The sequence below is a fragment of the Actinokineospora sp. genome (assembly GCF_050699995.1).
In the GTDB taxonomy this organism is placed as follows: Bacteria; Actinomycetota; Actinomycetes; order Mycobacteriales; family Pseudonocardiaceae; genus Actinokineospora.
Genome location: NZ_JBOHGC010000681.1, coordinates 1 through 23,600 on the forward strand (window position 1 = coordinate 1; position 23,600 = coordinate 23,600).

Sequence of the window (23,600 nt, forward strand, 5' to 3'; positions counted from 1 at the left end):
TGGTCGACCACGTCGGCGAGCACCGCTGGCCGGAAACAGCCACCCTGCGCGGCGAACGCGACGACACCCTGTGGCGCGCTTTCGCGGCGCTGCCGGACCGCTGCCGGTCCGTGTTGGGCCTGCTCGCGTTCGCGCCGGATTTGAGCTACGCGCAGTTGGGGCGGGCGGTCGGGATAGCGGTGGGCAGCATCGGCCAGACCCGCGGCAGATGCCTGGACGTGTTGCGGCGCAAGCTTGTCGCACTCGGCATCCCGGGTGAGGTGGCGTGATGACCGACGAGGAATTGCTCGCTGAGCTCGCGGGCATGTTGGACCGGGTTGATCCCGTGCCTGCCGCCGTTCGCACCGCGGCGATGTTGGCGGGGACGTTCTTGGGCGCCCGTTGGGACTGGCTGGAACTCTCGCCGTTGGCTGGGGTCGAGGTGCGCGGCGACGCGCGGATGTGGCGGTGTGGGGCCGGGGTCATCGAGATCGCCGACCGGGTTTGCGGGCTGCTGACCATTCCGGTCACCCGCGCCGAGCTGCACAGCGCCTCGGGGGTTGTCGTCGTCGCGGTGGATTCGGTGGGGGCGTTTTCCGTGCGGTTGCCCGCGGGGCGGATGCGGCTTGTCCTGCACCGGGCCGATGAGGTGCCGCTGGTCTCGGGGTGGTTCCGCTGACCTGGGCCCACCACCACCAGGCCGCGCTCGCCCACCAGGAACGCGGCGAGCCGCTGCGGGCCCGGCCACACGCGCGGCTGGCCCGCGAGCAGGCGGCGACACCGACGCAGGCGGCGGAGTCCGCGCTGGTCATGGCGTGGATCGCGCAGCAGGTTGGTGACCACGACACGGCGGGCTCGCTGATCGCCGAAGCTCGGCCCGCGCTGTCCGGGGAGCTGCTCGCCCGCGCGGACTGCCTGCATGGACTAGCGCTGTGTATGACGGCCGAGCACGAGTCGGCGCTTACCGTCCTCACCCGGGCGGCGGGGCGGCTGCCCGACGGACACTGGCGGGCCAACGCCTTGGTCGGGCTCGGCGTGTCGGCCGGATACCTGCGGCGCACCGCCGTGGCGGAGGATGCCCTCGACCGGGCGCACGCCATCTATCTGGCGCACGGCAAACCGGAGCGGGCCCGGACTTGCTTGCACAACAAGGGATTCGTCGCCGCTCAGGCCGGTGACTTCAGCCGGGCCCTGCGCCTCTACGACACGGCAGGCATCGACGAGACCAAGCGGCCGGAAGTCCTGATCGACCGGGCGAACGCGCTGCTCGGCGTCGGCCTGGTCAACAGCGCCGGTCGAGCCCTCGCCCGGGCGGCGGTGGCGCTTGGGGCCAACGGACGCGGGCCCGCGTTCGCCGAAGCCACCCTCGCCCACGCGCACCGTGCGCTGCTGTCGGGTGATCCCGACACGGCGGCGGAGGCGGCCGTGACCGCCGCCGAGCTGTTCGAGGAACAGCGCAACGCCGGGTGGTCCGCGCACGCCCAGGCCGTGCGGCTGCGGGCCATGGGACGCACCTCGACCGACATCGCCGACCGGTGTGAGCGGGCGGGCTGGGCCACCGAGGCCGCTGAGCTGCGCCTGCTCGCCGGGCGGCTGCACCTCGTGGAGCCACACCGCTTCGCCGCCGAACCCGGCTTGCGCGCGCTCGGCTGGTTGGCCCGAGCCCGCGGCGCACGCAACCCACGGGCGGCCTTCGCCGCCTGCCGCGCCGGGGGTCTCGGCGACGCGCGGCTGGCCGCGGTCGGGGTGGACGCCGCGGTCTCGGGCGGGCGCCCTCGAACGATCTTCACCTGGGTGGAGCGTTTCCGTGGCGCGGATGCCCCCGCACACCGGGAAATCAGTGCGGCACTGGGCGACCGCGGGCTGCTCGACTTCTTTGTCCACAACGGACAGGTGCGGATGGTTTCAGTTTTCCACGGGCGATTCCGTGAACACGTCATCGGATCGGCGCGCACCGTCGCCGAGGCCGCCGAAAGCCTGCGGGTAACGTCCACATTGGACGCACGCACCGGCGACACCGCGGCTTCGAAGCGCGCGGCACGGCTACTCGATGCGACCTTGTTCGCGAAGGTGGTCCGGGGTCGGGAACTGGTCGTGCTTCCCTCGGCGGACTTGTCGTCGATCCCGTGGGCGGCGCTGCCGAGCCTGGCGGGCAGGCCGGTGTCGGTGGCACCGGCCGCGGCCGCCTGGCTGCGCGCGAAACTCGCACCCGAGCCGACCGGGCCGACCGCGTGGATCGCCTGCCCCGGCTTGACCCACGCGACGCGCGAAGTGGCTGCCCTGCACGCACGACACGGCGGCACCCTGGTCACCGGCCGGGAATCGACCGTCGCGAACGTGCTCGCGGCGATGAACGGAGCGGGCCTGGTCCACATCGCCGCCCACGGACGCCACCACCCGGCGGCCCCGCGGTTCTCCGCCATCGCCTTGGCCGACGGCCCGCTGCACGCCCACGACATCGAGCGGCTCCCCGAACCGCCCCGGCGGCTCGTGCTGTCGTCCTGTGAGTCGGGCAAGGCCGAGTTGCCGGGGCTGATCGCCGTGCTGCTCGGCCTGGGTGTCGGCACGGTGATCGCCAGCACGCTGCCGGTCCCGGACGACCTCGCGGTCCCGCTCATGACCGCCCTCCACGAGCACCTCGCGGCGGGCACGGGCCCGGCGAAAGCGCTCGCGGACGCCCAGGCGGCGCACGGGCACCTGGGCTTCACCTGCTACGGCTCACCGGGATGACCTCACCGGCGACACCCGTTCCCGCGCGGCCGCGTGGGTCAGGCCCTCCTTGATCGCCGTGGCGATCTCCGCCGCCACCCTCGGCGCGGCGAAGGAGGTGCCGCTCCAGCGGGCGGCGCCATAGGTGCGGCCGGTTTCCGACGGGCGGACGTGGGCGCTGACGACGTCCACACCAGGCGCCGCCGTGTCGACCCACGGGCCGTGACCGGAGAACGGGGCGGGCGCGCCGTCCGGCTTGGTGGCGCCGACGGCGACGACCGACGGGAGGGCGGCGGGCCAGAACGGGCGGGACGTCCCGTGGTTGCCCGCGGCGGCGACGACCACGGTGTCGGTGAAGCGGGTGAACTCGTGGACCAGTGCCGGCGGGCAGCGGTCGTCGGTCGTGTGGCAGCCTGCGGTGAGAACGACGACATCGATGTGTTCGCCGCGGCCCGCCGCGTGTTGGCGGGTGCGGCGCAGGGCCATCGCGACCGTGCGGTCGTCGGTGAGGCCGTGGGAGCTCAGCACCCGGTGGTGGCGCAGGACGGCCCCCGGCGCGTGCCGCAGGGCCACGCCGGTGACGAAGGTGCCGTGGCCTGCCTGGGCGTCGGTGACGCCGTCGCCCTCGAAGTCGAGGGTTTCGGGGGTGGGACCCCACTCGCCGAACCAGGGGCGGCTGGTGAACCACGGGTGCGGGTCCACGCCGGTGTCGAGGATCAGCACCGTGACCGGCTTGGGCCACGTCTCGGCGAGCGGTTCCGGGGGCAGCTCGACGGGCTCGGGCTTGGCGCCGGTGCCGTGCAGGATCGGGGCGCCGACCATGACCGTGTGGACGTGGTTGGCCGACACCTTGAGGCGGTCGGCGTAGTCCGCGGCGATCCGGACGGCGTCCGCCGTCGGGCGCAGCCGCAGCGTCGCGTGGTCGGCAGGGTCCACGCGGTCGATCCAGCGGCCGAGCGCGTCGACGGCGGCGTCGAGACCGCCGAGCGGCACGAGGAGCTGGCCGCGGTGGACCAGGCACTCGGCGGGTCCGCCCGGGTCGTGGTGCTGGAAGGCGGGGTGGCGCTCGGCGATCTCTTGAGTGTGCACAAGGGACACGCTCCCGTCGCAAGGGGACATGCGCGCGCGGGAAGGCCCCGAGTCACCCGGAGTGGTGATTTCCACACTCTGTGATGACAGGCCGCCCGGAGTGCGGCCGTTAGCCGTCTTTCCGGGTGGAACGAGCCCGGTTAGGGTGCAGAAATACGGTCAAGTCGTGGATAGTGGCTTGGTTGCGCCGGGTAGTCGGACCGAGTTCGCGGATGGTGGTGACGAACGTGGATCGGACAGTGAGCGTGCTGTTGCTCCGCGTCGCCGCCGTCGCCGGGCTGCTGATGGCGTTCTGGGTCGCGATGGTGCTTTTCGCGTCGAACGCGTCGGCCGAGGACCGGCGTCCGCCGCCGAAACCCACCCGGCCGAGCGCCGGACTGCTCGGTCTCGTCGGGAACACCATCAACGTGGCACGCCCGCTGGCGAGCGGGCTGGTCGGCACGGTGTCGGAGGTTCCACTCGTCGAGGACCCCGTCGACCTGCCGATCCTGGAGCCCCAGGCAGGCGCCAGCCAGTCCAGTGAGACGTTCTCGGCGCCCGCCGCGGTGTCGGTCAAGCCGCCCGCGCCGCCGCGCAAGGTCGTGGTGAGCGTGCCGGAGCCGGTCAAGGCCGCTCCGGTTCGGCCCGCGCCCAAGGTCGAGCGGCCGGTTGAGGCCCCGCGACCGGTCGTGGTCCCGAAGGCACCCGCCCCCAAACCCACCTTCGAACTGGTGGCCGGCTCGTCGGATGAAGAAGCCGACAAGCGCACCGCCCCCGAGCCGCCCGCCGCGCCCGCGGCACCGGCCGCTCCGGGGTCCACCGCCTCCGCCGCCTCCGACGGCGGCGGTCACGCCCGCGGCCTGACCGGCATGCTCGCCGGTCGCGCCTCGCTCACCCCGCCCGCGTCGGCGGGAGTGGCGGGAACGCGCGTCACGGACGCGGCAGGCAGATGCGCGGGGCTTCCCGCGTCGTCCCCCGACTGACCCAGCACCTATATCGGGGACAGGTGTGCCCATAGGGCGCCCGTGTCCACCTTCCGACCATCTCCACAGCCCGATCTGCCGACCGCGCCCGTGCAGATCGGGACCCTGGCCCCGGCGCCGCGATGCCCCCGCGGCGCCGGGGCACCCACTGGCCGTCCACCTTGATCGGCACAACGAGGGGCTGTGCCGAATGACCTTCATGGTGGACGACCAGGTCGAAGTGCGCTGGATGGCGACAGACCCGGAAGGGTCAACGCGTTACGCCATCCAGCGCACTGCGCTTTTTAGCGGGTAAAGGGGTAGGAAAGCTAGTCAAGCGACCGGAATGTGCCCATACGGACTTATCGGCGCGGGCGATCCGGTGACGTTCTCGGCCACCAGCGACAGTCTGCGCACGGCTTCGGCCAGTTGTGCGGGGGGCAGCGTGTAGGGCAGCCGGAGCCAGCGTTCGAGGCCGCCGTGGGCGGCGAACCGCGATCCGGGCGCCACCCGCACCCCGAAGTTCTGCGCGGTCACCGCGAGCCGGGTGCCGATCGGCTCGGGCAGCCTGCACCACAGGCTCAGGCCGCCGCCCGGCACCTCGAAAGTCCATTGTGGACAATGGGTTCGAACCGCTGCGACCAACGCGTCGCGGCGGGTCGCGATCTCCGTTCGGCGTTCCCGCAGAACCGGGTCGGGATCGGCGTAAAGTTCAGCCAGGACAAGCTGTTCGAGCACCGGCGAACCGAGATCGTAGGCGTGTCGGGCGGCGGCGATCCGGCGGATGACGTCCCGCGGCGCGCGCACCCAGCCCAGCCGCAGCCCACCCCAGTGCGACTTGCTCGCCGACCCGACAGCCAACACCGTGGCCTCACCGAACGCGGGCAGCGGCGCGGGGCCGTCGAGCGGGTCGCCGTCGAGGTCGAGTTCGACGAGGGTCTCGTCCACGACGACGGGCGTGCGCGCGCGGCGCAGCGCCGAGACAAGCCGGGCCCGGCCGTCGGCGTCGAGCCTGCGGCCGGTCGGGTTGTGGAAGTCGACGATGAAGTGGGCCAGCCGCGGCGACGCCTGGCGCAGCGCCGCCTCGATGCCCTCGTGGTCCCAGCCGTCCTCGACCAGTGGCACGGCGACGGGGATGGCGTGCGCGGCCTTGATCGCGTCGATGGCGTTGGGATAGGTGGGGAGTTCGACCAGGACCCGGTCGCCGGGGTCGGTCATCGTGCGCAGCACGAGGGCGAGCGCGTGGTGGGCGCCGTTGGTGATCAGGACTTCGGCCGGGTCGGTCGGCAGACCGCGCGCGGTGTACCGCTCGGCGATGCGCTCACGCAGGATGTCGACGCCGTAGTCGTGGTAGCCGTGGCCCGCCAGTTCGGCGGCGAACCGGGAACGCACGGCGTCGATGGCCTTGGCGATGCCCGGCACCGCCTCGGGCGCCGCGCGGGCCAGGTCGAGGGGCTGCTCGTCGAGCGACGCCCAGGTCCGGTCGGCGGCGACCGGCAGGGCGGTCCACGAGCCTGACCCGCGCCTGCTGACGATCAGGCCGTCGGCGCGCAGCAGGTCCCAGGCGGTGCCGACGAGCGTGCGGCTCACGCCGAGAGCCTCGGCGAGTTCGCGTTCGGCGGGCAGGACCGTGCCGGGCGGGAGTTGCCCGTCGAGCACCACCAGCTTGATCCCGGCGGCCAGTCCGGCCGACCCCTGCCTGCTGCCGTGGGCCCGCCACTCGCCCAGCAAGCGGACCAATTGCTGCCGGGACACCCGTCCACTGGGTGGAACACTCGACGCCATGCGGCCAATTGTCGCAGATTGGCTCTCGAAAGGAAGGCCAATCGTTGTCAGGATGGCCGCATGGCCTTGGTCGACCTCCAACATGTCCCGGTCCGGGTCGCGCCCGGACGCCGTCTCACCCAGCTGTTCGCCGGGCTGGCGCTCTACGGCGCGAGCATGGCGCTGCAGATCGAGGCCGTTCTCGGCCTCGCGCCGTGGGATGTGCTGCACGAGGCGCTGAACAAGGTCACCGGGCTCAGCTTCGGCACGATCACCGCGATCACCGGCGTGATCGTCATGCTGTGCTGGATCCCGCTGCGGCAGCGGCCCGGCGTCGGCACGATCGCCAACATCGTGCTGATCTCGGTGTCGGTGGATGTGACGCTGTTCCTGCTGCCCACGCCGGAATCCCTGTCTGCCCGGATCGCGTTCCTCAGCGCCGGGATCGTCCTCAATGGACTCGCGACCGCGGCGTACATCGGCGCCCGGCTCGGACCGGGCCCGCGCGACGGACTGATGACCGGGATCTCCGCCCGGTTCGGGCTCTCGATCCGCTGGGTCCGCACGGGGATCGAGGTCGCGGTCCTCGCCACCGGCTGGCTGCTCGGCGGCACGGTCGGAATCGGGACCGCGCTCTACGCGGTGGCGATCGGGCCGCTCGCGCAACTGCTCCTGCCGCTGGTTTCCTGGAAACAGGACTAACCGGCCTGGGCCAGCTCCGCGCTGACGGTTCGGTGGGTGACGCCGAAGCCTGCCAGGATGTCGGCCACGACTCCCGACTCGGCGAGCAGCGCCAGCAGGACGTGCTGGTCGCCGATCGTGGATTCCTTGCGGGCCAAGGCTTCCCGCAGGGTGGCCTCGATGACCTTTTTGGATTCCGGGGCGATCGGGACGCGCCACCGCGGGCCGAACATGCGCCGCCGCTTGGCCGGAGCCAGGGCGCCTTCGCCGTGGGTGGATTCAAGCGCCTCGACGACCGCGTCGACGTCGATGCCGACCTCGCTCAGCGCCGCGGTGTCCGCTTGGGACAGTCCGCCGCGGCGGTGCGCCTGAGCGATCGCTTCGGTGACCGCGGCCGCGGTGACCCCGTGCGCGGCGAGGATCTTCGCGCTGGTCGTGTCGTCGTGCTTGAGCATGGCCAGCAGCAGGTGCTCGGGCCGGATCAGCGCGGCGCGCTCCTGTTCGGCCAGGTGGACGCCGTCGCGCACGATGACGCGGGCGGACTTGGTGAATCGCTCGAACATCTACTTCCTCCCATATTTCCTGTGCACGGCCTGTTTGCTCACGCCGAGTTCGGCCGCGATCTCCTGCCAGGACCAGCCGTCGATCCGGGCGCTGCGGACTTGGACGGCTTCGAGTTGTTCGAGTAGTCGGCGCAAGGCGGCCACCGCGCGCAGGCCGACCCTGGGGTCCTTGTCGCCCGCCGCCGTGGCCAAGTGGGTTGCTTCAGCCATGTCGTCAACATAGGTTGACGACACCGGGGTTGTCAACCTATGTTGACGGAGGCAGGATCAGGGCATGCCGGGATTCGCAATCGCTGAAGCGGCCGGGGTAGGGCCGGACGGGCACGATCGGCCGAGCGAGGACGTCGTCGTCGTGCTGCCGGACGCGGTCGTGCTGCTCGACGGGGCATCGACCTCACGCACCGATCTGCCCAGCGGCGGGGCGTACGCCCGGGAACTCGCCGCCCAGGTCGCGGCCCGGCTGTCGGCCGCGCCCGAACTCGACTTGGCGCACCTGCTCGCGGGCGCGATCCGGTCTGTGGCCAGGCACAATGGGTTCGCCCCCGGCGAGAGCCCTTCGAGCACTGTGTCGATTGTGCGGTGGGACGAGCGCATCGTGGAGGCGCTCGTGCTCGCCGACAGCCCGGTGGCGGTCTTCCTCGCCGACGCGGTGGAGGTGGTGGCCGACGACCGGCTGCGGCACCTGCGACCCGGGAGCTACCGCGATCGACTCAGCGCCGGCGGTGGGTTTGGCCACGACCACGTCACCGCGCTGCGCGAGTCCGCCGAGCGGGTGGCCCGGTTCCGCAATCAGGAGGACGGGTTTTGGGTGGCCGAGGCGGTGCCCGCCGCCGCGCACCGGGCGATGCGGGCCTCGTGGCATCGGGCCGACGTGCGTACGGTGCTGATGGCCACCGACGGCGTGTCGTGCGGCGTCGACGACTACGGGGTCTTCGACTCTTGGGACGGCATGCGCGCGCTGGCGGCGGCCGAGGGGCCGCAAGCGGTACTGGCGGCGGTACGGGCCGCCGAATCGTCCGATCCGGACGGAAGACGCTGGCCCAGGGCGAAACCCCACGACGACCAGGCGCTCGTGCAGATAGATTTCGAGTGAACGCCTCGTCAGCCCGCCCGGTGCTCGGGCTCACGTCCCACGCCGATCCAGTCGAACCCGGCGCGGCGCAGGATATCCGCGTCGAGCAGATTGCGAGTGTCCACCACCACCGGGTTGGCCACCACCTCGGCCATCCGCGCCCAATCCAGTGTCCGGAAATCGGGCCATTCAGTGAGCACGACCACCACCTCGGCGTCCCGGGCGGCCTCGTACGGATCGTCGACCAAATCGACAACGCCTAGCTCCGGGCGCCGTGCAGCGGGCGTGAGGGCCGGGTCGTAGCCGCGGAGATGGGCACCGGCCTGACGTAGCAGCGCGGCCACCGCCAGCGCGGGCGAGTCGCGCACGTCGTCGGTGCCCGCCTTGAACGTCATGCCCAGCAAGGCGACCCGCACCTTCGACAGCGACCCGGTGCGCTTCCCGGTCACCGCCAGCCGAACTTTGTCGACCATCCGCTGCCGCTGCCGCGTGTTGGTGTCGATGGTCGCGCGCAGCAGGCGGAACTCGAAGTCGACCGAGTCCGCTACCTGCAGCATCGCCGCAGTGTCCTTGGGCAGGCAAGAACCGCCCCAGCCGGGGCCGGGCGACAGGAACGCCTGGCCGATGCGCTTGTCGTAGCCGATGCCCTCGGTCACGTCGTTGATGTCGGCGCCGAGCCGCTCACACAGCTCGGCCACGGCATTGACATAGGACAGCTTCATCGCCAGGAAGCAGTTGGCGGCGTACTTGACCAACTCGGCGCTCTCGGCGTCGGTCAGCACGGCAGGCGCGCCGAGCCGCGCGTAGAGGGCCGCGACCCGCTCAGCGGCGTCCTGCTTGTCACAGCCAACGACGATCCGGTCCGGGTTGAGGAAGTCGTGGACCGCCGAGCCCTCGCGCAGGAACTCTGGGTTGGACACGACGGCCAGATCGCCTCGGCCAAGCAAATCGGCGGTGCGCTGGGCGGTGCCGACAGGAACAGTCGACTTGTTCACCACGACGCAGTCCTGCCTGAGCAGATCCCGGCATTCGGACACGACGGACTCGACCGCCGACAAGTCGGCGACACCACCGACGCCCATGGGCGTCGGCACGCACAGGAACAGCACCTCAGGATCGAATTCAGTGACCGCCGCGGCCGCACCCAGCACGAAGGTCAACCGGCCGGAGGCCAGGCCCTCGGCCACCAGGTCAGGCAGCCCCGGCTCGAGGATGTCGACCTCGCCCTGACTCAGCCGCTTGATCTTGTCCGGATCGATGTCGGCACACACGACGCGGTGTCCGAGCGAGGCAAGACACGCGCCCGTGGTAAGCCCGACATAGCCGGTGCCGACCACCGCGATCCGCCGTACGAACATCCGTGCCACCCCCGAAGTCCCGGTTCCGGACCCGATGGTGGCCACATCTGGGCGCGCGAACAAGAGATATGCCTGGTAGTTGGGCCTCCGGTCAGCAGCATGGCTGCGGCAGGTAACGCGCCGGCCACCTGCGGCCCGTGCCGTTTACCGGGACATCGCCTTGGCGTACGCGGCGACCAGTGTGCGCGCGGAATGCGCCCACGACAGCGGTCCACCCACCCGGGCGCGGCCGATCTCGCCCATCCGAGCCCGCTCGTCCGGGTCGTCGAGCAGCCGCGCGATGAGCTTGGCGAACTCGGACTCGTCGTTGGCCTGGGCATACAAGGCCGCGTCGCCCGCGGAAACTCTGGCCTCCCTCAGGTCGAACGACACGATCGGCCTCGACATCGCCATGTACTCCATGATCTTGTTCATGGTGGACACGTCGTTGAGCGGGTTGAGCGGATCCGGCGCCAGACAAACGTCCGCTGTGGACAGATAGCGCAACAAGTCCTCGTCCGGGATTCTGCCAGTGAAGGTGACCATGTCGGCCAGGTCGAGATCCGCGGCCAGGGCGACCATCGCGTCGAACGTGTCACCCGCGCCGACGAACGCGGCATGCCAGTCGGTCCGACCGAGTTCGTCGCGCAGTTTGGCTAGTGCCCGCAGCGCGTAGTCGACTCCGTCTTGCGGACCCATGACACCCAGATAGCACAACAGGTGCGGCTTGCCCCGCTTGATTGTGTCGTCTCGCGGCGCCTCGCGGAACCGCTCGATCGCAGGCGCGCTGCGCACGACGAACACCTCGTCCGGCAGCTTCCCGCCTCGGCTGAGCGCGGCTTCGCGGTAGCTCTCGTTCGTGGCGATCACCACATCGGCGGCACGGTAGGTGGCCCGTTCCAGCCTGCACACAGCCCGGTAGAGGAAGTCTTCGCCGCGGTTGAATCGCGACAGGTACAGCTCGGGCACCAAGTCGTGCTGGTCGAACACGAACCTGGCACCTGTTCGCTTCAATCGCTTGGCGATCAAGTAGAACAGGTCAGGCGGGTTGCACGCGTGCACGACGTCGATGCGGCCGGAGCGGCGCCGGATCCGGCGGGCGAGCCGCCAGGTGTGCCACAGCGCCGAGCCGTACTCCTTGACATAGCCGCGCGGACCGCCAGTGGCGGCCCTCAACGGGTAGCGGTGGATCTTGACTCCGTCGATCTCGGCGAACGCCTCAGTGTCCCTTTTGGTCCCCTGCGGACAGATCACGTGGACGTCCCAGCCCGCGTCGCGCAGCGCCTTGCTCTCCTGCCAGACGCGACGGTCGAACGGCACGGACAAGTTCTCGACGAGGATGAGTGCTCTACCAGCCAAGGCCCACGTATCCAGGGTCGGCCCGGCGCACGTGCGCGTCGGGGAGGCGGACGAGGTCGATGACGGTGCGGTCGCCCGAGTCACGCAACGCGTCCACCACGAGCTGGTCTTTGGTGCCCACGACACACACCTCGGCGTGCGTGAGAACGTCCGCGACCGAGCTGGTCAGCAGGTCACCCAGGTGCGGGAGGCGACTCTCGATGTACTCGCGGTTGGCCCCCATCAGCCGCGATAGCGTCACGTTGGCGTCGTAGATGCGCAGATCGTATCCCTTGCCGAGCAGCCGCTCCGCGAGCTCGACCAACGGGCTCTCCCGCAGGTCGTCTGTACCCGGTTTGAAAGACAGGCCGAACAACCCCACCCGGCGCCGACCGGTGGCCGCGATCAAGTCGAACGCCCGGCGCAGATGCTCCTCATTGGATGGGAGGACATGCGCGAGGACGGGCACGGCCACATCGGCGCGCCGCGCGGCGTACAGCAACCCGCGCAAGTCCTTGGGCAGGCAAGAACCGCCGAACGCGAATCCCGGGCGAAGATAGGCCGGGCTGATGTTGAGCTTGCGATCGGCCAGGAAGACGTCCATCACCTGGTGTGAGTCCAGGCCGAGCGCGTGGCTGACCGCGCCGATTTCGTTGGCGAAGGCAATCTTGAGCGCGTGGAAGGCGTTGTCTGCGTACTTCGTCATCTCGGCGACCGGGATCGGCACCCGGAACACCGCACCGGGCAGCCCCGCGTACAGCTCTGCGACGACATCGCCGCTCGCCGCGTCGAACTCACCGATCACCGTCTTCGGCGGGTCGAGGAAGTCACGCACACTGCTGCCTTCGCGCAGGAACTCCGGGTTCACCGCCACCCCGAAGTCGACGCCCGCGGTCCGGCCCGAGAACTTCTCCAAGATCGGCACGAGCAGGTCGAGGCACGTGCCGGGCAGCATGGTGCTGCGTAGCACCACGGTGTGCCTGCCGTCCTTCTTGGCCAGTGCGCCACCGATCTGCTCAGCAACCCGTTCGAGGTACTCAGTGAACAGGCTGCCGTTCTGCGCCGACGGAGTGCCCACGCAGATGAGCGACACACTCGTCGCCACTATCGCCTCGACGGCGTCCGTGGTCGCACGTAGCGCACCCGACCCGACAACCTCGGCGGTCAGCTCCCCGATCCGCTCCTCGACGACGGGCGCGTGGCCGCGCGCGATCAGGTCGACCTTGACCGGGTTGACGTCGACCCCGATGACCTCGTGGCCGCGGGACGCCAGACATGCCGCGGAAACGCAGCCGACGTAGCCGAGACCGAAGACGCTGATTTTCATCACATGGGGAGTCGTCTGCCGCGTAACCGGCGTTACCTCGACGTTTGGGGTAACAGCCGAGGCCAGGCGCTCGATCTACCGGACGTGCCTGACGCCAAGCAGCGGCCCCTGGTCGCAGTCGTCGTGACCTACAACAGCGCGCCGGTCATCGGCGACTGCCTCGCCGCACTCGCCGCGGCGGGCGAGCTAGTCAGGGTGATCGTCGTCGACAACGCATCGACCGACGACACCGTGGCCAGGGCGGCCGCCACACCGGGAACGCGGATCGTGCGCCGCCCGGACAACGGCGGGTTCGCCGCGGGCGTCAACGCGGGCATCGCCGCCGCGGAGGGTTGTGACGTGCTGGTGCTCAACGCCGATGTCCGGCTCGCGCCCGGGTCGATCTCCGCGCTGCGCGCCGCGGCGCGAGCAGGCGACGCGGGGATCGTGGTGCCGAAGCTGGTCAGTGCGGACGGGACGCCGCACCCGTCGCTGCACCGGTCGCCCGCGGTGTGGCGAGCGTTCGCCGAGGCGGTGCTGGGCGGAACCCGCGCATCGCGGATCGGCGCTGTCGGGGAGACGATCGGTTCGCCCGCCGCCTATTTGAGCCCGCGCTTCGTGCCGTGGGCGTCCGGCGCGGCGTGGCTGGTCACGCGAGACTGCCTGGATGCGGTCGGGCGGCTGGACGAGCGTTACTTCCTCTACTCGGAGGAGACCGAGTACATGCTGCGGGCGGGGGACGCCGGTTTCCGGGTGTCCTTCGAGCCCTCGGCCGTGGCGGTACACCTCGGCGGTGAGTCCCAGACCTCGGCGAGGTTGTGGGCGCTGCTGGTCGCCAACCGGGTCCGGTTGCACCGCGAACGTCACGGCCCGCTATCGGGCGCGGGCATGTGGCTCGCGGTGGTCCTCAACGAACTGCTCCGGGCCCCGCTGCGCCCACGGCACCGGGCCGCGCTGCGCGGGCTACTCACCCTGCGCCGCTGGCCCAAGCCGCTGCGCGAGGTCGGGGCGCAAGGCTACGTGTGCTTCGCGGCGCAGGACTGGTGGTACCACAACCGTGCCCACTCCGACTTCCAACTGATCCGCCGGGTCGCCGAGCACCGCAGGGTGCTCGTGGTCAACAGCATCGGGATGCGCATGCCGATGCCCGGACGCAGCACCCAGTTCGTCCGCCGGATCGCGCGCAAGCTGCGCAGCATCGCCATGCTGGTCCGCCAGCCCGCGCCCGACTTCTACGTGATGTCGCCACTGCCGTTCCCCTTCTACAGCAAGCCTTGGCAGCGCGCGGTCAACGCCAGGCTGGTGCGCGCGCAGGTACGGCTGGTCTGTCGGGCGCTGCGAATCCGCACCCCGGTGATGGTCGTCACCATCCCCACCGCGTGGGACGTGGTCCGTCCGATGCGCAAGCGAAGCCTGCTGTTCAACCGCTCCGACCTGCATTCCGCGTTCCCCGAGTCCGATCAGCAGGCGATCCGGGGGTTGGAGGACTCACTGTTGGCCGAGTCGGACCATGTGCTCTATGTCAGCCGCGCACTGCAAGCCGACGAGCGCGACCTGGCAGGCGATCGGGGGCACTTCCTCGACCATGGCGTGGACCTCGACCACTTCCGGAAAACCGAGCACCTGCCCGCCGACCTCGCGGCGATCCCCGGCCCCCGGATCGGGTTCTTCGGCAGCCTGGACGACTACCTGGTCGACTTCGACCTGCTCGAGCGCGTGGCAAGCGAGCTACCGGACGCCTCGCTTGTGCTGATCGGTGACGCGACGTGCTCGATGGAGCGCTTCAAGAAGTACCCCAACGTGCACGTCCTCGGCTTCCGGCCGTACGAGCGCATTCCGGCCTACGGCTCGGGGTTCGACGTCGCCCTGATGCCGTGGCTGGACAACGAGTGGATCAAGTACGCCAACCCGATCAAGCTCAAGGAGTACCTCGCGCTGGGACTGGCGGTGGTGAGCACCGAGTTCCGTGAGGCGGATGGGTACCGGCAGGTGATCCGGGTGGGCCGCGACCACACCGAGTTCATCGAGCTGGTCCGCGACACCCTGGCCGATGGTGGGCCTGGGGATCCGTTGTCGCGCAGGCAAACCGTGCTCTCGGCATCCTGGGCGTCCCGCGCGGCCGACCTCATGGCGCTTGCCGAGGGTCGTCGCTGATGTGCGGCATCGCGGGCGTGCGTAGGCTCGACGGGACGCCGGTCGACCCGCGACTGCTCGCCGAGATGGCCAAGCAGCTGACCCACCGCGGCCCCGACGACACGGGGCTCTGGGCCGCGGGACCGGTCGGCCTGGCGCACACCCGGCTGTCCATCATCGACCTCGACTCGTCCGCACAGCCGATGGCTGCCGACGGCGACCGTCTACAACTGGTGTTCAACGGCGAGATCCTCAACTATCGGTCGCTGCGAGCGGAGCTGTCCTACCCGTTCCGGACCGGCGGCGACACCGAGGTGCTGCTGGCCCTGTACCAGCGGGACGGAGCCGCCGGGGTGACCCGGCTGCGCGGACAGTTCGCCTACGCGATCCACGACGCGGTCACGGGCGAGACGCACCTGTGGCGCGATCGGATGGGCATCCTGCCGCTGTACTACTACCTCGACGAGCACGTGTTCGCGTTCGCCTCGGAGATCAAGGCGCTGCTCCCTGTGCTGCCGAGCGTCCAGGTCGATGAGGAGAGCCTGCACGGTTACCTCGCGCACCGCTCGGTGCCCGCGCCGCACACGATGATCAGCGGCGTGCTCAAGGTCCCGCCGGGCCACCACTTGGTGCTCGACGTCGCCGGAAGGGTGCGGATCGAGGCCTACTGGCAGCTGCCTGCCGAGCAAGCGACCAAGCCGATTCCCGCCGAGGAAGCGGTCCGGCGAGTCGGCGAGTCGCTCGACGCCGCCGTTCGCGAGGCGCTGGTGGCCGACGTGCCGGTGGGCACCTACCTGTCCGGCGGAGTGGACAGCAGCTTGATCACCGCGCTGGTCGCGAAAGCTCGCGGGGGCGCCGGGCTGAACACCTACGCCGCGGGCTTCGGTGACCCCAGGATGGACGAGCTGCCGTGGGCCAGGAAGGTGGCCGAGATCGTCGGCAGCGACCACCACGACGTCGTGGTCACCGCTGATGACTTCCGCGACACCTGGACCAGGCTCAGCTGGCACCGGGACGCGCCGCTGTCCGAGCCTGCCGACGTCGCGGTGTTCCGGCTTGCCGAGCTGGCCCGTCGCGACGTCAAGGTGGTGCTGTCCGGCGAGGGCAGCGACGAGCTGTTCGGGGGCTACCCCAAGCATCGCTTCGCCCGCGCGACCCGGCTGGCAGGCCTGCTCCCCGCCCGCCGCACCGCCTTGCGCGGTCTGGAACGCCTCCTGCCCGCCCGGGCCGCCCGGCTCGGCATCGCCTTGCGCGCCGTCACCGAGGCCGAGTACGCCGAGCGCATGCGCGCCTGGTTCGCGCCCTTCACCTCGGACGAGCGAGCCGCGCTGCTGGCCCGCGAACCCGTGCGCGACACGCTCGCCCCCTACCGCGCGGGCGGCGGGGACGCCTTGCGGCGCATGCTTTACGCCGACGCGCACACCTGGCTGGCTGACAACCTGCTCGAACGCGGGGACCGGATGTCGATGGCGGCATCGCTCGAGCTGCGGCCGCCGTTCCTGGACCACCGGCTGGTGGAACTCGCGTTCAGCCTGCCGAGCTCGGTCAAGGTCCGCCGGGGTGTCACGAAGTGGGTGGTCAAGGAGGTCGCGCGGCGGCATCTGCCCGACGACATCATCGACCGGCCGAAGTCCGGCTTCAAGGTCCCGCTCGACGCGTGGTTCCGCCATGGGCTGCGCGACATGGCGCGGGACCTACTCACCGGACCGTCCTCGTTCGTGGGGAGCCGCCTCGACCAGGCCGCGGTCCAGGGCCTGCTCACCGCGCACGAGTCCGGTGACCGCAACGAGCAGCCAAGACTCTGGACGCTGCTGTCCTTGGAGGTTTGGCATCGGGAACTGGCCGCCCGAAGGTAGGCCGGTGGCGCCGCGAGCCGGGGCTGCCCGGCACCACCGGCCCGCGTCAGGGCCAGACCCTAATCGTGCACCTCGGGAGGCGGGATCGGCTGGCCGGTGTCGTGCCAGACGTTGCCGGTGTTCTGGCTGAGCTTCGATTGGGTGCTGAGCAGGATCGGGCACTTGAAGAAGGAGTTTCGACCGAAGCGGTTGTCGCGGATGTAGAGCCCGGTCAGCGGCCCGTTGAGCGGCTTGTGATTGAAGTTGAGCGTGCAGCCGCCGCCATCGAGCAGGTTGTTCTCGACCACCGTGTTCGACGCCGATGACTGCAGTGCCGCGTTGGCGTCCTTGGTGGTGGACATGTCGATCGTGTTGTGTCGCAGCGTCACGCCCGACTCGCCCGCGAAGGACTGGGCGCCGTCGTTGTGGGTGGGGCCGCCGCCCTGGTTGGGGTCCGAGGCGAACCACGCCATGTCGTGGATGTAGGAATCCTGGATCAGGGTGCCGCTGTTGGCCTTGATGCCATCCACCCCACCGTGGATGTTCGCGCGGTAGATGCTGGTGTTGCGGGTCACGAGGCCGTCGATGACCGGCGCCGGGTGCGACGGGACGAACTCGGAGTCCTCGACGACCGTGTTCGTGCCACGCTCGGTGTCGAGCAGCGCCCGGTTGGTCGTGGTCGCTCGGCCGCGGAAGATGCTGTTGCGGAACGTCACGTCGCGCGCGGTGACCCGGACGAAGCCGCGAAACTCTTTGCCCTCGATGACCTGGCCGTCGGTGGCGAAGGTCTGGTCCCCGCTCACCACCGTGAGCACGGTGCCAGGGATGACGCCGGTGGTGGCTGCGGTGGGGAAGCCGGTGGACGGCGGCCGGGTCGTGGTTGGCGGCCTGCTGGTCGACGAGCTGGGCGCCGAGTTGGTCGACGTCGTCGGGGCCGTCGTGGACACGTCGGACGTCGTCGTGGTGTGAGTGGTCGTCGTGGGCACCGCGGTCGTCGGCGTGACGGACGAGCTCGTCGGGGCGGGAGTCGGCCGCTTGTCGGCCACCGGCTCGCATCCCGACAGAACCAGGGCGGCGGCGGTGACCGCCCCCGCTAACACGGCAGGACGCAAGTACCGAATAACGCTTTTAGTATGCAAGACACTTTCCTGTCAATTGGACACACCGGATTGTGCTCGCTACTGCCTACTACCGTTACCTGATCGTAGTCATCGATGGTGGTAAGGGTCACAGTGAAACGGACTCGCCGCCCGGCGAGATGTTCCAGTCGTGCAATCCACTCAATCTTGGCGCGGCCGGCGCGCGCTGGTGACCGGAGCGACGGGCTTCGTCGGCGGCCACCTGACCAGCAGGCTGATCGCTCTCGGCGCCGAAGTGCACGCCGTGACCAGGGGGCACCAGACCCAGCGTGCCCACAGCCCCGCCTGGCACGTGGTGGACCTCGCCGACGCGGAAGCGGTCTCCAGCCTGCTCCGGTCGACCGCACCGGACGTCGTCTTCCACCTCGCGAGCGCGGTCACCGGGACGAGGGACGCGGCACTGGTTCGCGCGGTGCTCGACGCGAACCTCATCAGCGCGGTCAATCTGCTCACCGCGGCGGTCGGGGCGCCGGGTATCAGGCTGGTCCTGGCCGGATCGGTGGAGGAGACCCGAGACGCGGAGGTCACGCCGTCCTCGCCCTATGCGGCCGCCAAGTCGGCCGCGACGGCGTACGCGCGAATGTGCCACCAGCTCTGGGACGTGGCGGCGACCGTGCTGCGGGTGGCCATGGTCTACGGCCCCGACCAGCCTGACACCACCAAGCTGATCCCGTACACAATCCTGGCCCTGCTTCGCGGCGAGGACCCCGAGCTATCCAGCGGAACCCGGCTGGTCGACTGGGTGTACGTGGGCGATGTCGTCGAGGCGTTCCTCGCCGCCGCCGACACCGACAAGGCCGCGGGACAAGTGCTGGACGTCGGCTCGGGCACCCAGGTGTCGATTCGGGACACGATCGAACTTCTGGCGGCGGTCATCGGCGGCTCGGGACGGCCGCGGTTCGGCGCCATCGCGGACCGGCCGCTCGACCACGCCCAGATGTCCGACCCGCGGCCGACGGCCGAGATCCTGAGATGGCGCCCCGAGACCGGTCTGGAAGAAGGCCTGCGGCGCACAGTCGCGTGGTACGCGGCAGACAGGATGGAATCGTGAGAATAGAACCGACTGCCCTCGACGGTGTGCTGCTGTTCCAGCCGACCCCCAGCCGCGACGAGCGCGGCCTGTTCACCCGCACGTTCGACGCGACGGTCGCGCGGCGCGCCGGGCTGGACCCGCACCAGTTCGTGCAGGACAGCCAGTCACGGTCGCACCAGGGCGCGATCCGGGGCCTGCACGGCCGGTCCGGCCGCGGCGAGGCGAAGCTGGTGCGCTGCGCCCGAGGAGCGGTCCACGACGTCCTCGTCGACGCCCGGCCGTCGTCACCGACGTTCGGCAAGCACATCGCGGTCCGGCTCGACGACTCGGACTTCGCCCACCTCTATGTGCCGCCAGGGCTGCTGCACGGGTTCCAGGCGCTGACGGAACACGCCGACGTGTGCTATCGGATCGACCGGGAGCACGACCCCACGGAGGACATCTCGGTTCGCTATGACGACCCGGAGCTGGGCATCGCCTGGCCGCTGCCGGTCAGCGTGATCAGCGCGCGCGACCTGGCCGCGGGCTCCTGGGCCGATCTGGTGGCCGTTCTGCCGTCGTGACCCGCAGCAGCGCGCCCGCGATCCCGATCAGCAAGAACGACAGGCCCTCCGCGGTCTTGAACGAGACCATGTCGAAGGTGGCGCTGCCGAGCAGCGGGACGACGAGGCAGGCGGCGATGGTGAGGCCCAAGTCGCGCCGAACCGGGTCAGTCGACCGCGACCGGACGCGCAGCACGGCATAGATGCCGCAGACGAACACCGCGATGAACGCGGCGGTCCCGACTACCCCACCCTCGACCAGGTGCAGGATGTACTGGTTGTCGAACACCTGGTGTTTGGGCGCGTACCAGGTGCCGTAGCCGCGCCCGAACCACAGGTGCCGCAGCACCTCGGTGCTGGCGGCCGGATAGTCCCAGGTCCGCCACTTGACGCTGTCGTCGGTTCCGGCGTTGGAAAACAGGCTGACCATGTTGCTGATCAGGCCGGGAGTGGCCAGTTTCATGACGACCAGGAAGCCGAGCACGGCGAGCAGCGCATGCGCCCGCCGACGTGCGGGCCAGCCGATGAGCAGCACGATCGCCACCCCCAGGAGTCCGACCATGGCCGATCTCGAGGCCGAGAACATCATGCCCGTCGCGACCAGGCCCACGCAGATCCACCAGCGCGGCGTCGGCTGGGCACGCTGCCGCGCCTGAAGCGCGAAGTGCGCGGCCAACGGCAGGATCATCGCCAGCACCACACCGAACTCGATCGGGTGGCCCATGGTTCCGCCGACCCGACGCAGCCCGTTGCGCTGAACCTCGATCAGGGTCTCCCCGGACTCGTACCGCAGGATCGGCAGCTTGAGCAGCTGGGTCAAGTCCACATTCAGGAGGAACTGGAAGATCCCCACCACCGCTGAGATCGAGCCGCACACCACGACCGCTTTGAGCACGAAGTCGATGCGGTCGATGCCCCGCACGCCATCGCACACGCCCAGGGCAAGCCCGAGGGAGGCGAGCATCAGCACGATCGCGTGGTCGGCCAGGCTGACCTCATCGGCGGGCAGGTAAACCACCATCGAGGACCAATACGTCGCCAACAGCGCCGCGCCGTAGGCGAACACAGCAGTGCGCACGACGTTGCGACCCTTGGCCGCGCCCAGCGTGTGGGTGCATTGCGCGCACAACCAGAACAGGCCGATCACCATGGCCGCCACCGCTGCAGGCGAGAGCGCGAGTGGAAGACCGCGGAAGACAAGCCGGGCAGGGATCACCAGGAGGGCCACGACGAACAGCACGGCCACTGTGGCGCCGTCGGCTCGCTGGGCAGGCGGGCGGAGGAAATCATGTTCGGGGAGTCGGGTCCCGCGCGCAGCGGTGGCGGCCATGATCGGGCTCAGCCGGAAGCGCTGGGTTCGAGTGTGGGCGAGCCGGAACGCGTGGGCCGCGCGGCGCCTGCCCGGCGGCGCGTGCGGGCGCTCATCGCGCTCTCGAAGCCGAACGTGGCGACCAGTGCCGCCAGGACGCCGAGCACCCCCGCGGCGGCCGCGGCACGTATTCGGCTCCCGCCGTGCGCGGCGGGCGTCGTCGGCGGCACCACCTCGATCGCGCTGATGAATGTCGACGACGGGGCGTTGACCTGCCGTTGCCTGCTGCCCAGTTCGACCTTCGCCCGTTCGGTGACTTTGGCCACGATCTCCCGCGCGCCCTCGGGGGTGTCGCTGCTGCCCTGGACGAACACGAACGGTCCGGTGATCAGCAGCTCGGGATTAGTGCTGCCATTGGTCACCTCGTACCAGGTCTTTCCGCTGGGCGCGACGCCGAGTTGAGCGGCGATCCCCGGGTCGCGCAGAGCCTCGATGAGGATCGTGGCCGAGATGGACAGGCCACGGTCGAAGTTGAGCAGCGGATTGGTCTGGTCGGGCGTCCGATCGGGATCGGCGGACTGGCTGGCCCCGCTCGGGGGCAACATCAGCACCAGCACGGTGGTCGACTGGTACACCTTGGGCGCGGTCGCCCATACGGCGAGCGCGAGCAGGATGGACAGCGCGAACGCCGGCAGTGACACATACCACCGCCGGAGCACCACGAGGATCGTCTGCCAGATGTCCATACGGTCAGTGCATCGCTCGCCGACCAGGGGGGTGTTACCGGTAACGGCGGATACGACACACCGATACCGATGAGGATGGGCATCCCGCCAGCGACCCTGATCTGGCGCCGACGTGGAGCTACTGGAAATGACCGAATTGGCCGTCGTAACGCCGAGCTACGCCCCCGACGTCGATCTGTTCGCCGAGTTGCACCGGTCCGTGCTGCGGCACACCGGCGATCGAGTGACCCACCACGTGATCGTGGCCGACATCGACCGGGGGCTATTCGCGCGGTTCGCCGGCCCCCGCTGTCGTTTGTGGACAGCCTCCGAACTGCTGCCGCGGCGCTACCTGCCGCTACCGCGGTCCGGGATGCGGATCAACGCACGGCGCCCGTGGCCACCGGTGCGCGGCTGGGTGATGCAGCAAGCCCTCAAGATCGCGACGACCGCGGCACTGGACGCCGAGGTCGTGCTGATGGCCGACTCCGACGTGGTGCTCGTCCGCGATATCACCGCGGCGACGTTCGTCACCGAGGGCAGGCTCCAGCTCTACCGGCTGCCCGCCGCGGTGCACGAGGGGATGGCTGACCACATCCGCTGGCACCACGTGGCACGCAGCCTACTGGGCCTACCGCCCGACCAGGAGCTGCCATTACCGGACTATGTGAGCGCGCTCAACGTGTGGAGTCCCGGCGTTGTTCGGGCTATGCAAAGGCAAGTCGAGGAGGTGACCGGTCGTTCATGGATCGACGCGTTCACCCGCAGGCTGCAGATCTCGGAGTTCATCCTGTACGGGGTGTTCGTCGACAAGATCGCGATGGCCGACGAGCGGGCGCTGCCCGGGAACAGCACGATCTGCCACAACTACTGGGACACCCAGCCGCTGGACTCCGCGAGAGCGCTCGCCTTCGCGGACCAGCTCGGCGATGACGCCGTGGGGATGATGATCTCCGCCAAGTCGAACACCCCGCGAGACATCCGGCATTCGGCCATCCAGCGGTGCGTGGAAGCCGCGGGCGGCGATCACTCCTTGGGACGCTGACCGCATCCCCCGCATGGGCTACCCACAGTCACCACACTGCGGGATCACGCCGACTGATACACAAACCGCTGACAACCGATACGGTTGGTGTTCTTCGTTATGGGCGATATGGGCGAATCGAAAGACGGGCGACGGATGACCGAGCAGCGTGCCGACGGAGTGTCCATGCCGGAGCAGACATGCTCGCGGTGATCACGCCCACCTGGCGACCGGACGCGCCGCTGTTCGCGGACCTTCATCGCTCGGTGCTCGACCGCACGCCAGAGGACACCGTCCACCACCTGATCGTGCCCGCGGCGCACAGGTCGACGTTCGCCAGGTACGCGGGCCGCCGCTGCCGGATCTGGACCCACCCCGAGCTGCTGCCCCGGCGCTATGTGCGCTTTCCGTCGGGAATCTGGCTCAACGGTCGCCGACCGTGGCCGCCAGTGCGCGGCTGGATCATGCAGCAGGCGGCCAAGATCGCCGCGGCGGCCACCGTCGAGGCCGATGTCGTCCTGATCGCCGATTCGGACGCGGTCCTGGTACGCCACACGAGCGACGACCGGCTGCGCATCGATGGCAGACCAATGCTGTACCGCATGGAGAATGGCGTCCACAGCGACATGCGCCGACACGTCCACTGGCACCAGGTCGCCCATGACCTGCTCGGACTGCCCTCGCCGCCACCGCCACCGCTGCCGGACTACGTCAACGCCCTCGGTGTGTGGGATCCGGCCATTGTGCGCGCCATGCTGCGGCGGATCACCGAGACGACCGGCAAGCACTGGCTCGACGCCTTCACATCGCAGCTGCACATCTCCGAGTTCATCGTCTACGGAGTGTTCGTGGACCAGCTCCTCGGTACGGCGCGGCAACCCGCGGGCGACAACCTGTGCCATGCCAACTACGAGCAGACCGCCCTGAACCTCGATGACGCGCTCAGCTTCGCCGATCAGCTCAAGCCTGAGGCCATCGGCATGATGATCGCGGGCAACTCCGCCACCCCGCACGCGATTCGGCACGCGGCCATCCGCCGTTGCGAGGAGATCGTGTCGCAGGACGGCGACGGCGCCTGATC

Annotated in this window: 23 protein-coding genes; 13 read left to right on the forward strand and 10 right to left on the reverse strand. The window is 70.0% G+C overall.

Annotation, left to right across the window (positions count from 1 at the left end):
• From ACRDSQ_RS33430 to ACRDSQ_RS33440, 3 genes are all read left to right on the forward strand, one after another.
• The coding region (locus ACRDSQ_RS33430) for an RNA polymerase sigma factor (protein WP_431426738.1) at positions 1 to 269 on the forward strand (269 nt) is incomplete at its 5' end.
• Positions 269 to 658, forward strand: a complete 390-nt coding sequence (locus ACRDSQ_RS33435; RefSeq protein ID WP_431426740.1) for a hypothetical protein — start codon at positions 269 to 271, stop codon at positions 656 to 658. The genes ACRDSQ_RS33430 and ACRDSQ_RS33435, both read left to right, overlap by 1 nt.
• Positions 646 to 2,709, forward strand: a complete 2,064-nt coding sequence (locus tag ACRDSQ_RS33440) for a CHAT domain-containing protein (protein ID WP_431426742.1) — start codon at positions 646 to 648, stop codon at positions 2,707 to 2,709. The genes ACRDSQ_RS33435 and ACRDSQ_RS33440 overlap by 13 nt, the downstream gene beginning before the upstream one ends.
• On the opposite strand, the gene ACRDSQ_RS33445 is transcribed toward ACRDSQ_RS33440, so the two are convergent.
• Positions 2,698 to 3,777: a S8 family peptidase gene (locus ACRDSQ_RS33445; protein WP_431426744.1), complete on the reverse strand. Its 1,080-nt coding sequence runs from the start codon at positions 3,775 to 3,777 to the stop codon at positions 2,698 to 2,700. The genes ACRDSQ_RS33440 and ACRDSQ_RS33445 overlap by 12 nt on opposite strands.
• Positions 3,778 to 4,016: 239 nt before the next feature.
• On the opposite strand from ACRDSQ_RS33445, the gene ACRDSQ_RS33450 reads away from it, so the two are divergent.
• Entirely contained in the window at positions 4,017 to 4,739 is a 723-nt protein-coding gene (locus tag ACRDSQ_RS33450) for a hypothetical protein (protein WP_431426746.1), read from the forward strand.
• A gap of 312 nt (positions 4,740 to 5,051) precedes the next feature.
• Here ACRDSQ_RS33450 and ACRDSQ_RS33455 read toward each other — a convergent pair whose 3' ends face one another.
• A complete protein-coding gene (locus ACRDSQ_RS33455; protein ID WP_431426748.1) occupies positions 5,052 to 6,503 on the reverse strand; it encodes a PLP-dependent aminotransferase family protein in 1,452 nt (483 codons plus the stop codon).
• 60 nt (positions 6,504 to 6,563) lie between these two features.
• On the opposite strand from ACRDSQ_RS33455, the gene ACRDSQ_RS33460 reads away from it, so the two are divergent.
• Entirely contained in the window at positions 6,564 to 7,184 is a 621-nt protein-coding gene (locus ACRDSQ_RS33460) for a YczE/YyaS/YitT family protein (protein WP_431426750.1), read from the forward strand.
• Here the strand turns inward: ACRDSQ_RS33460 and ACRDSQ_RS33465 are convergent.
• Both ACRDSQ_RS33465 and ACRDSQ_RS33470 read right to left on the reverse strand, forming a co-directional pair.
• Positions 7,181 to 7,726, reverse strand: coding sequence for a Clp protease N-terminal domain-containing protein (locus ACRDSQ_RS33465; RefSeq protein ID WP_431426752.1), 546 nt, complete (start codon positions 7,724 to 7,726; stop codon positions 7,181 to 7,183). The two genes, ACRDSQ_RS33460 and ACRDSQ_RS33465, sit on opposite strands and share 4 nt — an antisense overlap.
• Positions 7,727 to 7,936, reverse strand: coding sequence for a sigma factor-like helix-turn-helix DNA-binding protein (locus ACRDSQ_RS33470; protein ID WP_431426754.1), 210 nt, complete (start codon positions 7,934 to 7,936; stop codon positions 7,727 to 7,729).
• A 64-nt stretch (positions 7,937 to 8,000) separates the two neighbouring features.
• Here ACRDSQ_RS33470 and ACRDSQ_RS33475 point away from each other — a divergent pair, with 64 nt between their 5' ends.
• Positions 8,001 to 8,819, forward strand: a complete 819-nt coding sequence (locus ACRDSQ_RS33475) for a hypothetical protein (RefSeq protein WP_431426756.1) — start codon at positions 8,001 to 8,003, stop codon at positions 8,817 to 8,819.
• Between the two features lie 8 nt (positions 8,820 to 8,827).
• On the opposite strand, the gene ACRDSQ_RS33480 is transcribed toward ACRDSQ_RS33475, so the two are convergent.
• The 3 genes from ACRDSQ_RS33480 to ACRDSQ_RS33490 form a co-directional block, all read right to left on the reverse strand.
• Complete coding sequence (locus ACRDSQ_RS33480; RefSeq protein WP_431426757.1) at positions 8,828 to 10,156, reverse strand: UDP-glucose dehydrogenase family protein; 1,329 nt, start codon at positions 10,154 to 10,156, stop codon at positions 8,828 to 8,830.
• A 144-nt stretch (positions 10,157 to 10,300) separates the two neighbouring features.
• Positions 10,301 to 11,494: a glycosyltransferase family 4 protein gene (locus ACRDSQ_RS33485; RefSeq protein ID WP_431426759.1), complete on the reverse strand. Its 1,194-nt coding sequence runs from the start codon at positions 11,492 to 11,494 to the stop codon at positions 10,301 to 10,303.
• The gene (locus tag ACRDSQ_RS33490; protein ID WP_431426761.1) at positions 11,484 to 12,800 is read right to left on the reverse strand and encodes a nucleotide sugar dehydrogenase; all 1,317 of its coding nucleotides are present in this window, start codon (positions 12,798 to 12,800) and stop codon (positions 11,484 to 11,486) included. The genes ACRDSQ_RS33485 and ACRDSQ_RS33490 overlap by 11 nt, the downstream gene beginning before the upstream one ends.
• An 84-nt stretch (positions 12,801 to 12,884) precedes the next feature.
• Here ACRDSQ_RS33490 and ACRDSQ_RS33495 point away from each other — a divergent pair, with 84 nt between their 5' ends.
• Together ACRDSQ_RS33495 and asnB are read left to right on the forward strand one after the other, a co-directional pair.
• A complete protein-coding gene (locus tag ACRDSQ_RS33495; protein WP_431426763.1) occupies positions 12,885 to 14,933 on the forward strand; it encodes a glycosyltransferase in 2,049 nt (682 codons plus the stop codon).
• Positions 14,933 to 16,768 carry an asparagine synthase (glutamine-hydrolyzing) gene (asnB, locus tag ACRDSQ_RS33500; RefSeq protein ID WP_431426765.1) on the forward strand — a complete coding sequence of 612 codons (1,836 nt, stop codon included), beginning with the start codon at positions 14,933 to 14,935 and terminating at the stop codon, positions 16,766 to 16,768. The genes ACRDSQ_RS33495 and asnB overlap by 1 nt, the downstream gene beginning before the upstream one ends.
• A gap of 59 nt (positions 16,769 to 16,827) precedes the next feature.
• On the opposite strand, the gene ACRDSQ_RS33505 is transcribed toward asnB, so the two are convergent.
• Positions 16,828 to 17,553 (reverse strand): hypothetical protein, encoded by a 726-nt coding sequence (locus ACRDSQ_RS33505; protein ID WP_431426767.1) that lies wholly within the window; start codon positions 17,551 to 17,553, stop codon positions 16,828 to 16,830.
• Position 17,554: 1 nt separating this feature from the next.
• Between ACRDSQ_RS33505 and ACRDSQ_RS33510 the strand changes: the two genes are divergently transcribed.
• The 3 genes from ACRDSQ_RS33510 (at position 17,555) to ACRDSQ_RS33520 (ending at position 19,482) form a co-directional block, all read left to right on the forward strand.
• The gene (locus ACRDSQ_RS33510) at positions 17,555 to 17,716 is read left to right on the forward strand and encodes a hypothetical protein (protein ID WP_431426769.1); all 162 of its coding nucleotides are present in this window, start codon (positions 17,555 to 17,557) and stop codon (positions 17,714 to 17,716) included.
• 339 nt (positions 17,717 to 18,055) lie between these two features.
• Entirely contained in the window at positions 18,056 to 18,937 is an 882-nt protein-coding gene (locus tag ACRDSQ_RS33515) for an NAD-dependent epimerase/dehydratase family protein (protein ID WP_431426771.1), read from the forward strand.
• The gene (locus tag ACRDSQ_RS33520) at positions 18,934 to 19,482 is read left to right on the forward strand and encodes a dTDP-4-dehydrorhamnose 3,5-epimerase family protein (RefSeq protein ID WP_431426773.1); all 549 of its coding nucleotides are present in this window, start codon (positions 18,934 to 18,936) and stop codon (positions 19,480 to 19,482) included. Before ACRDSQ_RS33515 ends, ACRDSQ_RS33520 begins: the two co-directional genes overlap by 4 nt.
• On the opposite strand, the gene ACRDSQ_RS33525 is transcribed toward ACRDSQ_RS33520, so the two are convergent.
• Both ACRDSQ_RS33525 and ACRDSQ_RS33530 read right to left on the reverse strand, forming a co-directional pair.
• A complete protein-coding gene (locus tag ACRDSQ_RS33525) occupies positions 19,421 to 20,791 on the reverse strand; it encodes an O-antigen ligase family protein (RefSeq protein WP_431426775.1) in 1,371 nt (456 codons plus the stop codon). The genes ACRDSQ_RS33520 and ACRDSQ_RS33525 overlap by 62 nt on opposite strands.
• A gap of 8 nt (positions 20,792 to 20,799) precedes the next feature.
• Positions 20,800 to 21,516 (reverse strand): hypothetical protein, encoded by a 717-nt coding sequence (locus tag ACRDSQ_RS33530; RefSeq protein ID WP_431426777.1) that lies wholly within the window; start codon positions 21,514 to 21,516, stop codon positions 20,800 to 20,802.
• Between the two features lie 127 nt (positions 21,517 to 21,643).
• Here ACRDSQ_RS33530 and ACRDSQ_RS33535 point away from each other — a divergent pair, with 127 nt between their 5' ends.
• Both ACRDSQ_RS33535 and ACRDSQ_RS33540 read left to right on the forward strand, forming a co-directional pair.
• On the forward strand, positions 21,644 to 22,540 hold the full coding sequence (locus ACRDSQ_RS33535; protein ID WP_431426778.1) for a DUF6492 family protein: 897 nt from the start codon (positions 21,644 to 21,646) through the stop codon (positions 22,538 to 22,540).
• Between the two features lie 179 nt (positions 22,541 to 22,719).
• Positions 22,720 to 23,598 (forward strand): DUF6492 family protein, encoded by an 879-nt coding sequence (locus ACRDSQ_RS33540; protein ID WP_431426780.1) that lies wholly within the window; start codon positions 22,720 to 22,722, stop codon positions 23,596 to 23,598.
• Positions 23,599 to 23,600: the final 2 nt, after the last annotated feature.

Bases quoted from the DNA above. Each gene is read 5' to 3' on its own strand.
- ACRDSQ_RS33480 (WP_431426757.1), bottom strand. From the start codon at position 10,156: ATGTTCGTACGGCGGATCGCGGTGGTCGGCACCGGCTATGTCGGGCTT.
- ACRDSQ_RS33435 (WP_431426740.1), top strand. From the start codon at position 269: ATGACCGACGAGGAATTGCTCGCTGAGCTCGCGGGCATGTTGGACCGG.
- ACRDSQ_RS33490 (WP_431426761.1), bottom strand. From the start codon at position 12,800: ATGAAAATCAGCGTCTTCGGTCTCGGCTACGTCGGCTGCGTTTCCGCG.
- ACRDSQ_RS33530 (WP_431426777.1), bottom strand. From the start codon at position 21,516: ATGGACATCTGGCAGACGATCCTCGTGGTGCTCCGGCGGTGGTATGTG.
- ACRDSQ_RS33475 (WP_431426756.1), top strand. From the start codon at position 8,001: ATGCCGGGATTCGCAATCGCTGAAGCGGCCGGGGTAGGGCCGGACGGG.
- ACRDSQ_RS33460 (WP_431426750.1), top strand. From the start codon at position 6,564: ATGGCCTTGGTCGACCTCCAACATGTCCCGGTCCGGGTCGCGCCCGGA.
- ACRDSQ_RS33540 (WP_431426780.1), top strand. From the start codon at position 22,720: ATGCTCGCGGTGATCACGCCCACCTGGCGACCGGACGCGCCGCTGTTC.
- ACRDSQ_RS33525 (WP_431426775.1), bottom strand. From the start codon at position 20,791: ATGGCCGCCACCGCTGCGCGCGGGACCCGACTCCCCGAACATGATTTC.
- ACRDSQ_RS33455 (WP_431426748.1), bottom strand. From the start codon at position 6,503: ATGGCGTCGAGTGTTCCACCCAGTGGACGGGTGTCCCGGCAGCAATTG.
- ACRDSQ_RS33465 (WP_431426752.1), bottom strand. From the start codon at position 7,726: ATGTTCGAGCGATTCACCAAGTCCGCCCGCGTCATCGTGCGCGACGGC.
- ACRDSQ_RS33470 (WP_431426754.1), bottom strand. From the start codon at position 7,936: ATGGCTGAAGCAACCCACTTGGCCACGGCGGCGGGCGACAAGGACCCC.
- ACRDSQ_RS33535 (WP_431426778.1), top strand. From the start codon at position 21,644: ATGACCGAATTGGCCGTCGTAACGCCGAGCTACGCCCCCGACGTCGAT.
- asnB (WP_431426765.1), top strand. From the start codon at position 14,933: ATGTGCGGCATCGCGGGCGTGCGTAGGCTCGACGGGACGCCGGTCGAC.